The sequence below is a fragment of the Sporacetigenium mesophilum DSM 16796 genome (assembly GCF_059569055.1).
On sequence record NZ_JCANUR010000002.1, the window covers coordinates 157,751 to 170,730 of the forward strand.

The following is a 12,980-nucleotide window of genomic DNA, read 5'->3' on the forward strand; positions in this document are numbered from 1 at the left end:
CTATGTTATTCGCTAATCATGTCATTCATATTATAGTAACCAGGTTGTTTAGTTACTATATATTTAGCTGCTTTTATTGCTCCTTGAGCAAATACTTCTTTAGACTGAGCTTTGTGGCTTATTTCTATTATCTCGTTATTTCCAGCAAATATAACATCATGATCTCCAACTATAGTGCCACCTCTAATTGCGTGTATTCCTAATTCATTTTCTTTTCTCTTAGCATCTCTGCCATATCTACCATAGTTATATTCTATTTGAGGTAAAACTTCTTTTATAGAATTTGCTATCATTAAAGCAGTTCCACTTGGGGCATCTACTTTCTTGTTGTGATGTTTTTCTATTATTTCTATATCAAATCCATCTAAAGCCTTAGCTGCATCTTTAACTAACTTTAACAATACATTAACTCCTAATGACATATTAGAAGAGTGGAATATTGCTATTTCTTTTGATGCCTCTTTTATTTTATCTAATTCTTCTTCATTATATCCAGTAGTAGCAATTACTAAGGTAGTTTTAGTTCTTGTAGCATATTCAAGGACTGAATCTAGCGAAGATGGATGAGAAAAGTCTATTATAACATCGCAGTTTTCTTCAACTTCTAACATGTCTTTATAAAACTTATAATCTACTTTTTCTGCACAGTACTTAGAAACACCACAAACTAGATCTAGGTTAGAATCTTCTTTGATGCAATTAGTTAAAACCTTTCCCATTTTTCCTAATGATCCATTAACTATAACTTTTAACATAGTATTTCCTCCTATGATAATCTAAATCCGTAGTTTGATAATTCTTTCTTTAATATCTCTAAATTATTAGGAGCCATTTCAACAAGAGGAAGTCTTAATTCTCCCATTTCAAAGCCTAATAAATTCATAGCTGTTTTTACTGGAATAGGGTTAACTTCTATAAATAACGAATCTATTAAAGCTTTCATATCTAATTGTAGCTTTCTAGAACCTTCTAAATCACCTTTGAAGAACTTATCTACTAAATCGTGAGTATCTTTAGGACAGATGTTAGCTACAACAGATATAACACCACTGCCTCCAAGTGATAATAAAGGTAGTATCATATCGTCATTTCCTGAATATATAGCGAAGTCATTAGGAACCAATCTAGCTATTTCTGCTATTTGGGCAATATCTCCGCTAGCTTCTTTAACAGCTACTATATTTTTAATTTTGGATAATTCTACTAAAGTAGAAGGTTTTATATTTACTCCAGTTCTTCCAGGAACATTATAGACTATTATAGGTATATTTACGCTTTTAGCTATAGCATCAAAATGAGCTATAACACCAGGTTGAGTAGTTTTATTGTAGTATGGAGTTATAACTAATAATCCATCTGCTCCAAGTTTTTCTGCTTCTTGGCTTAGATGTATTGAATGAGCTGTGTTATTTGAACCTGTACCAGCTATAACTGGAATTCTTTTGTTAGTTTTATCTATAACAAATTTTATAGTAGCTAATTGCTCTTCATCACTCATAGTAGATGCTTCCCCAGTAGTTCCACATACTATTAGTGCATCTGTATTGTTTTCTATATGATATTCTACTATATCCCCTAGCTTATCAAAATTAATTTTACCATCCTTAAAAGGTGTAACTAAAGCAACTCCAGAACCTTTAAATAACATAAAAATCACCCTTTCACAAATATAATATATTATTTTTATAAATTTAATCTTAGATAATTTATACTAAATCATATTTCATAAGTAATTCCGCTATTTGAACTGCGTTTGTAGCAGCACCTTTTCTTATATTGTCAGCTACTACCCACATATTTATTCCATTATCAACACTGAAGTCTCTTCTTATTCTTCCGACGAATACATCATCACTGCCACTAGAAGTTAGAGCCATAGGGTATTCATTTTTAGATGTATTGTCTACAACTACGACACCAGGTGAATTTTCAAGTATTTTTGTTATATTATTTAGTTCAAATTCCTTTTCAAACTCAACGTTTATAGATTCACTGTGACTATTTAAAACAGGAACTCTAGCTGTAGTAGCTGTTATTTTTAAATTATAATCATTTAATATTTTCTTTGTCTCATTTATCATTTTTATCTCTTCTTTTGTATAACCATTTTCTGTAAATACATCTATATGAGGCAAACAATTATAAGCTATTTGATGAGGGTAGAATGTATTTTGATTTCCTTTTATGCCTTCTTCCAAATCTTTAGTACCTTTCATTCCTGAACCTGAAACAGCTTGGTAAGTTGAATATACAATTCTTTTTATAGTATAGGCATCATGAAGTGGTTTCAGAGGAACAACAGCTTGTATAGTAGAACAATTTGGATTTGCGATTATTCCATTGTGATTTTTAACTTCTTCAGGATTAACTTCTGGAACTACTAATGGAACGTTAGGATCCATTCTCCAAGCACTAGAATTGTCTACAACTATAACTCCTTTAGATGCAGCTATAGGTGCAAATTGAGTACTAGTATCTCCACCAGCTGAAAATAAAGCTATTTGTATATCTCTATCAAATGAAGTTTCTGTAAGTTCTTCGACTATATAGTTTTTTCCTTTAAAATTAACATTAGATCCAGCTGATTTTTTAGATGAAAATAGATAAAGATTGTCTATTGGAAAATCTCTTTCTTCTAAAATTTTAAGAAAGGTTCTTCCTACCATACCTGTGGCACCAACTAGTGCTACATTGATTTTTTTCATACAAATCCCTCCTCTATAATATAGTGACGTATACTAAATTATGATATATTCTATATATATATATATGATATGGATGATTATAGTATACAAAGTAAAAAATAGGAATACACTGCAATGTATTTTAAATAGTATAGCAAAGTAATGGTGCGTGGTAAAGACTGTAATTTATAAAAGTGGAGGGCTTGTTATGATAAAAAATAAGAGTGTATTATATTTAGAAGATAAGATTAAAAATCATCGTAAAAAATTAAACTCTATAGCAGAGATAGGATTGGAAGAATACAATACATCAAGATATATAAAAAGTTATTTAGAATCTATAAATGTTACATATGAAACATATTTAGAAACAGCAATAGTAGGAAAGATAAAAGGAAGAGTAGGAAATAAAACAATAGCTTTTAGATCTGATATAGATGGTCTTAGTTCAGAGGATGGCAAAGTTGTTCATATATGCGGTCATGATGGCCATATGAGTATATTACTAGGGCTTATAGAATATATAAATGAAAATAAAGAAAACTTAAATGATGATATAGTATTTATATTTCAACCAGCTGAAGAAGGTCCTGGGGGAGCTTTGCCACTTATAAAAGAAAAGATATTTGAAATATACAATATAGATGAAATATACGGGCTGCATATATACCCCGAATTAAATGAAGGATATATAGGTGTTAGACCAAACTATTTTTTAGCTCAGACGGGTGAAATAGATATAGATATAATAGGGAAAAGTGGACACGGAGCTATGCCTCAAAAGGGTACAGACTCTATAGTAATAGCTTCAAATTTCATAAGTAGTTTACAGACTATAGTATCAAGGAATATAGGACCTATTGATAATGCAGTGGTTACTATAGGTAAAATAGATGGTGGTGTGAGAAGAAATATAATAGCAGAACATGTAAGGCTTGAAGGAACCATAAGGGCATTTAAACCAGAAGTTTATAGCAAAATAAAAGAAAGAATAAATAATATAGCTAAAGGCTATGAGTATTCATACGACTGCAAAATAGAAGTGAATATAAAAGATGATTATCCTGCTGTAAATAATGACGAAAACTTATATGAAGAATTCATAAATGCTGTTGGAAAAGAAAATATAGTAATATTAGATCCTCTTATGATATCTGAGGATTTCTCTTATTATCAAAAAGTAGTTCCTGGTTTGTTTTTTATGTTGGGGTCTAGAAATGAAGAAAAGGGTTACATAAACGGACTTCACAATATAAATTTTAATTTTGATGAAAATATTTTATTAAATGGCATAGATGCTTATGTTACTTTGTTAAAACATAAAAACTGTATATCTTAAATACTTGGATTTTGGATTACCCCTTCATGTATAAAAATCTTATACATGACAACAATACAAAAAAGAAGGGGTGGTAGTATATGAAAGATATAAATTTAAAAGAAATAGATATAAATAAACCTAGACAAAAAAAGGAAAAAAGGAAAAAAATATTGACAGATAATGATATAATGAAATATGAGATAGCTGGTGAGCTAGGTCTTTTAGATAAAGTAAGTGAACTTGGATGGGGCGGGCTTACAGCTAAAGAGGCAGGAAAAATAGGAGGAGTACTTACTTCTCGAAAAAAACAAAAGAAAAAAATGATGGAGGCACAAAACAAACAAGATGGATCAGTATAAGAATTTTGCATTTATATATGATGAATTAATGAATGAAGTAGACTATGAATCTTGGGTAAGTTATATAGAAAAAATAATAGAAAATGAAAATATAAAAGTAAAAAATATATTGGAATTAGCATGTGGAACTGGAAATATCACTATACCTTTAGCTAAAAAAGGATATGATATTGCTGGAATAGATATATCCGAAGAAATGTTGATGATAGCTAGAGAAAAAAGCCAAAAAGAAGGTATAGATCTAGTTTTATTAAATCAAGATATAGCCTATTTGGATTTTGACTTATACGATTTAGATTGTGTATTATGTGCATGTGATGGGTTCAATTATATATTAGAAGAAAATGACCTTAAAAGTGCATTTAATAAAATATATAATCTGCTAAAAGAAAATGGTATCTTTATATTTGATATAAGCTCTTATTATAAGCTATCAAATATACTTGGACAGAATGTATATGGTGAAAATAGGGATGATATAGCTTATTTATGGGAAAATTTCTTTGACGAGGAAGACGATATAGTTCAGATGGACTTAGCCTTCTTTACAAAAGAAAATGAAAGTGAAAAGTTTACTAGATTTGAAGAAACCCATTATCAAAGAGCATACAAAAATGAAGATATAATTAATATGTTAAACAGTTCTGGTTTTGAAAATATTAAACTGTATAAAGACTTCACATTTGAGAAAGATAACGGTAAAGGTGAAAGAGTATTTTTTGTATGTATAAAGTAACGACAAGATAGCCCTGACTAGCGTCAGGGTTTTTAAAATACAAGGAGGTAGTTATATGAGAGACTACGTAATAAGAGCAACTGCTTCAAATGGGCAAGTAAGAGCGTTTATTGGTGCTACAACAAATATGGTTGAATTAGCTAGAACATTTCACAATACAAGCCCAGTGGCTAGTGCAGCCTTAGGAAGAACATTAATAGCGACATCTATTATGGGGCTTATGATGAAAAATGATAATGATAAGGTAACTATAATAATAAAAGGTGGAGGACCTATTGGAAGTATAGTTACAACATCTGATTCAAAGGGAATGGTAAAGGGATATGTAACTAATCCAGATGTTGATGTTCCTCTAAAATATGCAGGAAAACTAGATGTGGGAGCAGCTGTAGGCAATAATGGTAGTATAAAAGTAATAAAGGATTTAGGACTTAGAGAGCCATATAACGGCTCATATCCACTTGTAAATGGAGAAATAGCTGAAGATTTCACATCTTATTTTACATTTTCAGAACAAACTCCATCTGCAGTAGCTCTGGGAGTTTTAGTGGATGTAGATAGAACTATAAAAGCTGCAGGGGGATTTATTATTCAATTAATGCCAGATGCTACAGAAGAAGTAATAAGTAAGCTTGAAGAAAATATAGGCAAAATAGATGCTATGTCTAAACTTATAGAAGCTGGTAAGACTCCAGAAGAGATACTAAATTTAGTTTTAGAAGGATTAAATCCAGAGATACTACAAAAACATGAAGTGGGATTTGAATGTGATTGTAGTAAAGAAAGATTTGAGAAAGCTTTAATTACTATAGGCAAAAATGATATACAAGAGATACTAGAAGAAGATAAAAGTGCTGAAATAGGATGTCATTTCTGTAATGTTAAATATAATTTTGATGAAGAAGACTTAAAGAAAATACTTGAAAAAATGTAGGGGAGAATAAAAATGGAAAAATCTCTAAGACTAGAAATAAAAACTCACGATAGAATTGGTATGGCATTAGATATATTAAAAGAAGTTGCTAATTTAGATACAAATATAGCGTCTGTAGAGGTTTTTCCAAATAAGGTTTATATTAAGACTGAAAAAATAGTAGATGATAAAATAAATATATTAAAAAATAATATATCAAAATTATCAGAGGTTATAGGTCTAAAAGAATGCGAACTAATGCCATTTGAAGAAAATGAAAGAAGAATATTTGCAGTTATAAATTCTGTAGAGGACGGGATAATAGCTATAAATAAAAATAAAGAAATAGAAATATTTAATAGCTATTGTGAAAATATATTTAATCGTAAAAAACAAGAAGTTTTGGGTAAAAAAATAGATGAAGTACTAGATATACAAGAGGATGCTCCTATATTGAATTTAATAAATAATGGAGAAGAATATGACAATATAAAAATGAAAACTACTTCTAATAATGAGAAACAATATATAACTACAGGAAGAAGTATAAAAGATGATGAAGGGAATATAGTTGGTGCAGTAGCTTCGTTAAGGGATATTAACGAAGTAAAAGAAATGGTAGATGTTTTATATAACAAAGGTGAAGATGTATTTAAAGGTATAATAGGAAATAGCAGGGAATTACAAAATGTTAAAGATATTATAAAAATGATATCAAAGGGGAATTCTACAGTACTCCTTAGAGGGGAAAGTGGAACTGGAAAAGAAGTTTTTGCAAAAGCAATTCATAATTTAAGTGATAGAAAAAATAAAAAAATGATAACTATAAACTGTGCTGCTCTTCCTGAAAATTTAATAGAAAGTGAATTGTTTGGATATGAAGAAGGTAGTTTTACTGGGGCCATAAAAGGTGGTAAAGTAGGCTTGTTCAAGGAAGCTGATGGTGGAACAATATTTCTAGATGAAATAGGTGAACTTTCTATGATACTGCAAGCCAAACTTTTGAGAGTAATACAAGAAGGTAAAGTAAGAAAAATAGGTAGTTCTAAAGAAGAAACTGTAGATGTTAGAGTAATAACTGCAACTAATAGAGATTTAGAGAATATGATAAAAAATGAAAAGTTTAGAGAAGATTTATATTATAGATTAAATGTAATACCTATATATATCCCAACTCTTAGAGAAAGAAAAGAAGATATACCTCTTCTAGTTAAGTTTTTTATAGATAAATTAAATAAAAAAATAAATAAAGATATAATAGGATTTGACAGTGAGTTCATAAATGAATTGATGAACTATGAATGGCCAGGCAATGTAAGAGAACTCGAAAATGTTATAGAAAGATCTATGAATTTATGTAATGGAAAATTGTTGAATATAAACAATTTAATGTTAAATTTTAGGCAAAATAGGCCTATAAATATAAAAGAATATGAAGAAACTGTTATTAACTTACAAAAAGTTGTTGAAAATGTGGAAAAAGACACTATAAAAAAGGTATTATCCACAAGTGATTCTATAAGAAAGGCAGCTAAAAAGTTAGGGGTATCACATACAGCTCTAATAAATAAAATAAAAAAATACAATATATGTTGGAAATAAAAAAAACCATTGGAAATAAATATTTCCACAAAACTATTGCGAAATGGCAATTTTAGTTGCCATTTTTTTATTTGTTTAAAAAACATTTAATATTAATTAAATATAATATAATTAAACCTATTGAAAAAACTCTATTCTAAAAAATATAATTTCTATTGTTAAAAAGTTGGCATAGTATTTGCTTTAAATAATGATACAACATAATAATAGGAGGAGATTATATGAATAATCTAGAAAAAAAGGGATTTGGAACAAAAGCAATACATGCAGGACATCATAAAGACCCAGTATCAGGAGCTTTAACTACTCCTATATTTGCAACATCAACTTTCGTATTTGATAGTGCTGAACAAGGTGGAAGAAGATTTGCACTAGAAGAAGGCGGTTACATATATTCAAGATTAGGAAACCCAACATTAACTCAAGTAGAAGAAAAATTAGCTGCATTAGAAGGAGCAGAAGCTTGTATGGCTATGGCATCTGGTATGGGAGCTATATCTTCAGCTTTATGGACAGCATTAAAAGCAGGGGATCACGTAATAGCAGATGAAACATTATATGGATGTACTTATGCATTACTTAGCCATGGCTTAACAAGATTTGGAGTAGAAGTAAGCTTTGTAGATGCAACTGATCCTGAAAATGTTAGAAAAGCAATGAAAGAAAACACAAAAGTTGTTTACTTAGAAACTCCAGCTAACCCTAACTTAAAAATAGTTGATATAAAAACTATATCTGATATAGCTCATGAAAAAGAAGGTTGCTTAGTAATGGTTGACAATACATTCTGTACTCCATTTATACAAAGACCTATAGAATTAGGAGCTGACGTTGTTGTTCACTCTGCAACTAAATATTTAAATGGACATGGAGATGTTATAGCAGGTTTTGTTGTAGGTAGTGTAGAGTTCATGACTCAAGTTAGATTATTTGGTGTTAAAGATATGACTGGTGCAGTACTTAGTCCATTTGATGCTTATTTAATAATGAGAGGTATGAAAACTTTAGAAATAAGAATGGAAAGACACTGCCAAAACGCTATGGAAGTAGCTAAATTCTTAGAAAATCACCCTGCAGTTGAAAAAATGTACTATCCAGGTCTTGAAAGTCATCCACAATATGAGTTAGCTAAAAAGCAAATGTCTCTTCCAGGAGGTATGATATCTTTTGAAGTAATGGGTGGAGTAGAAGCTGGTAAAGAATTATTAAATGGATTAAACTTATGTGTATTAGCAGTTAGCTTAGGTGACTGTGAAACATTAATACAACATCCAGCATCAATGACTCACTCTCCATATACTAGAGAAGAAAGATTAGCGGCTGGAATAGAAGATGGTTTAATAAGATTATCAGTAGGTTTAGAAAATGTAGATGATATAATAGCTGACTTAAAAGAAGGATTAGATAAAATTAATGAAAAATATGCTACAGTAACAGCATAATTAAATATAAAATAAAGCCTGTGATTAAATCATAGGCTTTTATTTTGTTTTTAATTAAGTATATATAGAAGGTTTTTGATATAATTAAAATATAGTATAAAAAATAAAGGGGAAGCTGACATGAATTTAAATCAAAATTTACAGTTAACTCAGACTCAAAAACTTGCTATAACAACTGAGCTAAAGCAATCGCTATCAATATTAAATATGAATGTAATAGAGTTAGAAGAAGAAGTAAAAAGAGAAGCTGAAGAAAATCCTATTATTGAAATAGACAAATCAAACGAAATTGATTGGGAAAAATATATAAAGAATATGGACAATAGTCATAATTATGATAACTCTTCTTATCATAATGAAAATGAAGATTATAATTTAGAAAATATGGTAAGACATTATGACTCCTTATACGACCATCTAAAATTTCAAATAGGTCTTTATAAGTTAACTAACAAAGAAAGAGAAGTATGTGAGTACATAATAGACAGCTTGGATGAAAATGGTTATTTGAAATTGCATATAGATGAAATTATAAAGCAAACTAATGTAGAGGAAGATTTAGCACAAAAAAGCATTAGGATTGTTCAGCAGTTAGAGCCAAGTGGAGTTGGAGCAAGAAATCTAGAAGAATGTTTGTTAATACAATTAGAAAATATGAATATAAAAGATGAATTACTAGAAAATATAATAAAAAATGACTTAGAATTGTTAGCTTTAAAAAAATATAAAGAAATAAGCAAAAAGTATAAAATATCATTAGAGGAATGTGTACAATTTGCAAGTAAAATTCAAAAACTAGAGCCAAAACCTGGATTAAAGTATTCATATATAAAAAATTCATATATAGTTCCTGATGTTATTGTAGAAAAAATAGATAATGAATATATAGTTTATACAAATGAAAAGGACACCTACAATATAAAAATAAATAACTTTTATAAGGAAGTATTAAAAAATTCTCAAAAAGATGATCAAGCTAAGGAATTCATAAAAGAAAAATTAAATTCAGCAATGAACTTAATTAAGAATATAGAAAATAGAAAGAGTACAATATTAAAGATATCCAAAGAGATACTTAATCAGCAAAAAGATTTTTTTGAAAAAGGGTCTAAACATTTAAGACCTCTTACTTTAAAAGATATAGCTGAAAATATAGGATTCCATGAATCCACTATAAGTAGAGGAGTAAATGGAAAATATATGCTAACGCCTTATGGTGTATTTGAGCTTAAATATTTTTTTAGTAGTGGGTCATATAGTAGTGATGAAGGAACAGCTTCTACAAGCATAAAAAAGTTTATAGAGGAGATAATAAAAGAGGAAAATAAAAAAAGACCTTATAGCGATGATAAAATATCATATATATTAGAACAAAAGGGTATTAAAATAGCAAGAAGAACAATAGCTAAGTATAGAGAAGAATTAAATATACCATCATCAAGTAAAAGAAAGGAATATTAACTCAGAATTAATATATAATTAGTATATGACAATGATTTAATATAGAATTAGTATAGGATAATTTCAAAAATGCCACAATTAGTATACAATTAATATGCAATTAGTGTATAATTAAAATGTAAAAAGCAAACGTTTTCGGGTAATAAATATAAAATATTACCAAAAAAGTATTGAAAATAGTGTAACATTCATATACAATAAAATTATCTTGAGGGACTTAAAATGAACATAGGGTCATTTAATGTCCCTGAATTTTAATTTGTTTGGGACATTAAGTGAACATAGGGACATTTGGGGTACCAAGGAGAAGAATATGGAAAATCTTATAAAGATTCAACAAAAACTAATTCCACAAGTGTTAGAAATAATGGAGAAGAGATATTGTATACTTAGGCAGATATCTTTAAGTGAACCTATAGGTAGAAGGTCATTGTCAAATATATTAGGAATAAGTGAAAGAATAATAAGATCAGAAACTGAATTTTTAAAAAATCAAGGTTTAATAAATGTAGATGTATCAGGTATGGTAATAAATGATGAAGGATTAATATTACTTGATAATTTAAAAGACGCTATGAATAGCATAAATGGAATATCTAGGTTACAAGAAAAAGTAAAAGAAAAACTTAAAGTAAAAAAAGTTATTGTAGTTCCTGGTAATTATGATGAAAATGAAACATTATTAAAAGATATAGCTAAAAGTGCTTGTGAGTATTTTATAGATATACTCAAGGATAAAGATATAGTTGCTATAACTGGTGGAACTACAATGTTACAATTTGCTCAAAACTTAAAAATTGATAAAAAGTATCCTAATGTTAGAATAGTCCCTGCTAGAGGTAGTGTCGGTAAAGAAATTGAAACACAATCTAATAATATAGTAGCTAGTATAGGTAAAAAGTTAAATTCTCATTATAGCTTATTACATATTCCTGACATCTTAGGAAAAGAAGCTATGGAGACTTTATCTGAAGAACCAGAAATAAAAACTACATTAGATTATATCAAAAATACAAATATATTGGTATTTGGAATTGGTAAAGCCGATGAAATGGCACATAGAAGAAAATTACCTCAAGAAAAAATAGATGAAATAATATCTAAGGAAGCTGTTGGAGAAGCCTTTGGTTATTACTTTAATAAATATGGAGATATAGTTCATGAAATAAATACTGTAGGAATAGATTTAGAAACTTTTAAATCTATAAAAGAAACAATAGCAATATTTGCTGGAAGCAACAAAGCAGAAGCTGCTATAGCAATATCCAAATTAAAGTCAGATATGGTATTAATTACAGATGAAAGTACATGTTATAAAATACTAGATATGTTGGAAAAATAATTACTATGATTTAAATTTTATTTACATAATAGGAGGGTTTTAAAATGATAAAAGTAGCTATAAATGGTTTTGGTAGAATAGGAAGACTAGCGCTAAGATTAATGGTAGATCACCCAGAATTTGAAGTTGTTGCAATAAATCACTCAAAAGATGCTGTGACTTCAACTCATTTATTTAAGTATGATTCAGCTCAAGGTCGTTTTAATGGAGAAGTAGAAGTTACAGGGGAAAAATCTTTTAAAGTAAATGGAAAAGAAATAAAAATAGTTTCTGATAGAAACCCAGAGAATTTACCATGGGGAGAACTAGGTATAGATGTAGTTCTTGAGTGTACAGGAGTATTTAATTCGAAAGAAAAATCAGAAGCACACATAAAAGCTGGTGCTAAAAAAGTTCTTATATCAGCTCCTGCAACTGGAGATTTAAAAACTGTTGTATTCAATGTAAATCACGAAATTTTAGATGGATCTGAAACAGTAGTATCAGGAGCTTCTTGTACAACTAACTGTTTAGCTCCAATGGCTAAAGTATTACAAGACAACTTTGGTTTAGCAAAAGGATTTATGACTACTATACATGCTTATACAAATGATCAAAATACATTAGATGCAACTCATGCAAAGGGAGATTTACGTCGTGCTAGAGCAGCAGCATCTAATATAGTTCCTAACTCAACTGGAGCTGCAAAAGCTATAGGAATAGTTATACCTGAATTAAAGGGTAAATTAGACGGTGGAGCACAAAGAGTTCCAGTAATAACTGGTTCAATAACTGAATTAGTATGTACATTAGAAAAGAAAGTTACTGTTGAAGAAATAAATGCAGCTATGAAAGCAGCATCTAATGAAACTCTTGGATATACTGAAGAGCCATTAGTATCATCTGATATAATAGGAATTCATTATGGATCATTATTTGATGCTACTCAAACTAAAGTAATGGAAGTAAATGGAGAGCAATTAGTTAAAGTTGCTGCTTGGTATGATAATGAAATGTCATATACAGCTCAGCTAATAAGAACTTTACAATATATTGCAAATATTTCAAAGTAAATTGTATTAAAAGATAAAATCCTAAAAGGTCCGGGTTTGTAGTGTATACTACGGGCTCAGGGCCTTTT

12 protein-coding genes are annotated in these 12,980 nt (G+C 29.1%); 9 read left to right on the plus strand and 3 right to left on the minus strand.

Annotated features, from left to right (window positions below):
• Positions 1 to 5: 5 nt before the first annotated feature.
• The 3 genes from dapB to BS62_RS03885 are packed head-to-tail and all read right to left on the minus strand — an operon-like array spanning position 6 to position 2,705.
• Positions 6 to 755 carry a 4-hydroxy-tetrahydrodipicolinate reductase gene (gene dapB, locus BS62_RS03875; protein ID WP_496489933.1) on the minus strand — a complete coding sequence of 250 codons (750 nt, stop codon included), beginning with the start codon at positions 753 to 755 and terminating at the stop codon, positions 6 to 8.
• 11 nt (positions 756 to 766) lie between these two features.
• On the minus strand, positions 767 to 1,648 hold the full coding sequence (dapA, locus tag BS62_RS03880) for a 4-hydroxy-tetrahydrodipicolinate synthase (protein WP_496489934.1): 882 nt from the start codon (positions 1,646 to 1,648) through the stop codon (positions 767 to 769).
• A gap of 58 nt (positions 1,649 to 1,706) precedes the next feature.
• Complete coding sequence (locus BS62_RS03885) at positions 1,707 to 2,705, minus strand: aspartate-semialdehyde dehydrogenase (RefSeq protein WP_496489935.1); 999 nt, start codon at positions 2,703 to 2,705, stop codon at positions 1,707 to 1,709.
• Between the two features lie 187 nt (positions 2,706 to 2,892).
• Here BS62_RS03885 and BS62_RS03890 point away from each other — a divergent pair, with 187 nt between their 5' ends.
• The 9 genes from BS62_RS03890 (at position 2,893) to gap (ending at position 12,912) form a co-directional block, all read left to right on the plus strand.
• The gene (locus tag BS62_RS03890; protein ID WP_496489936.1) at positions 2,893 to 4,023 is read left to right on the plus strand and encodes an N-acetyldiaminopimelate deacetylase; all 1,131 of its coding nucleotides are present in this window, start codon (positions 2,893 to 2,895) and stop codon (positions 4,021 to 4,023) included.
• Positions 4,024 to 4,103: 80 nt separating this feature from the next.
• The gene (locus BS62_RS03895; RefSeq protein WP_496489937.1) at positions 4,104 to 4,364 is read left to right on the plus strand and encodes an alpha/beta-type small acid-soluble spore protein; all 261 of its coding nucleotides are present in this window, start codon (positions 4,104 to 4,106) and stop codon (positions 4,362 to 4,364) included.
• On the plus strand, positions 4,351 to 5,100 hold the full coding sequence (locus BS62_RS03900; RefSeq protein WP_496489938.1) for a class I SAM-dependent DNA methyltransferase: 750 nt from the start codon (positions 4,351 to 4,353) through the stop codon (positions 5,098 to 5,100). Before BS62_RS03895 ends, BS62_RS03900 begins: the two co-directional genes overlap by 14 nt.
• A 55-nt stretch (positions 5,101 to 5,155) precedes the next feature.
• Positions 5,156 to 6,034 (plus strand): Hsp33 family molecular chaperone HslO, encoded by an 879-nt coding sequence (gene hslO / locus BS62_RS03905; RefSeq protein ID WP_496489939.1) that lies wholly within the window; start codon positions 5,156 to 5,158, stop codon positions 6,032 to 6,034.
• 12 nt (positions 6,035 to 6,046) lie between these two features.
• A complete protein-coding gene (locus BS62_RS03910; protein WP_496489940.1) occupies positions 6,047 to 7,615 on the plus strand; it encodes a sigma 54-interacting transcriptional regulator in 1,569 nt (522 codons plus the stop codon).
• Between the two features lie 221 nt (positions 7,616 to 7,836).
• On the plus strand, positions 7,837 to 9,057 hold the full coding sequence (gene megL / locus BS62_RS03915) for a methionine gamma-lyase (protein ID WP_496489941.1): 1,221 nt from the start codon (positions 7,837 to 7,839) through the stop codon (positions 9,055 to 9,057).
• A 120-nt stretch (positions 9,058 to 9,177) separates the two neighbouring features.
• Positions 9,178 to 10,518: an RNA polymerase factor sigma-54 gene (rpoN, locus tag BS62_RS03920; RefSeq protein WP_496489942.1), complete on the plus strand. Its 1,341-nt coding sequence runs from the start codon at positions 9,178 to 9,180 to the stop codon at positions 10,516 to 10,518.
• Between the two features lie 313 nt (positions 10,519 to 10,831).
• Positions 10,832 to 11,860 (plus strand): sugar-binding transcriptional regulator, encoded by a 1,029-nt coding sequence (locus BS62_RS03925; RefSeq protein WP_496489943.1) that lies wholly within the window; start codon positions 10,832 to 10,834, stop codon positions 11,858 to 11,860.
• A gap of 44 nt (positions 11,861 to 11,904) precedes the next feature.
• A complete protein-coding gene (gene gap, locus BS62_RS03930; protein ID WP_496489944.1) occupies positions 11,905 to 12,912 on the plus strand; it encodes a type I glyceraldehyde-3-phosphate dehydrogenase in 1,008 nt (335 codons plus the stop codon).
• The last annotated feature ends 68 nt before the right edge of the window (positions 12,913 to 12,980 follow it).

Excerpts from the sequence above, each read along its gene's own strand:
- BS62_RS03890 (WP_496489936.1), top strand. The coding sequence starts at position 2,893 with ATGATAAAAAATAAGAGTGTATTATATTTAGAAGATAAGATTAAAAAT.
- megL (WP_496489941.1), top strand. The coding sequence starts at position 7,837 with ATGAATAATCTAGAAAAAAAGGGATTTGGAACAAAAGCAATACATGCA.
- hslO (WP_496489939.1), top strand. The coding sequence starts at position 5,156 with ATGAGAGACTACGTAATAAGAGCAACTGCTTCAAATGGGCAAGTAAGA.
- dapB (WP_496489933.1), bottom strand. The coding sequence starts at position 755 with ATGTTAAAAGTTATAGTTAATGGATCATTAGGAAAAATGGGAAAGGTT.
- BS62_RS03910 (WP_496489940.1), top strand. The coding sequence starts at position 6,047 with ATGGAAAAATCTCTAAGACTAGAAATAAAAACTCACGATAGAATTGGT.
- BS62_RS03925 (WP_496489943.1), top strand. The coding sequence starts at position 10,832 with ATGGAAAATCTTATAAAGATTCAACAAAAACTAATTCCACAAGTGTTA.
- dapA (WP_496489934.1), bottom strand. The coding sequence starts at position 1,648 with ATGTTATTTAAAGGTTCTGGAGTTGCTTTAGTTACACCTTTTAAGGAT.
- gap (WP_496489944.1), top strand. The coding sequence starts at position 11,905 with ATGATAAAAGTAGCTATAAATGGTTTTGGTAGAATAGGAAGACTAGCG.
- BS62_RS03895 (WP_496489937.1), top strand. The coding sequence starts at position 4,104 with ATGAAAGATATAAATTTAAAAGAAATAGATATAAATAAACCTAGACAA.
- BS62_RS03900 (WP_496489938.1), top strand. The coding sequence starts at position 4,351 with ATGGATCAGTATAAGAATTTTGCATTTATATATGATGAATTAATGAAT.
- rpoN (WP_496489942.1), top strand. The coding sequence starts at position 9,178 with ATGAATTTAAATCAAAATTTACAGTTAACTCAGACTCAAAAACTTGCT.
- BS62_RS03885 (WP_496489935.1), bottom strand. The coding sequence starts at position 2,705 with ATGAAAAAAATCAATGTAGCACTAGTTGGTGCCACAGGTATGGTAGGA.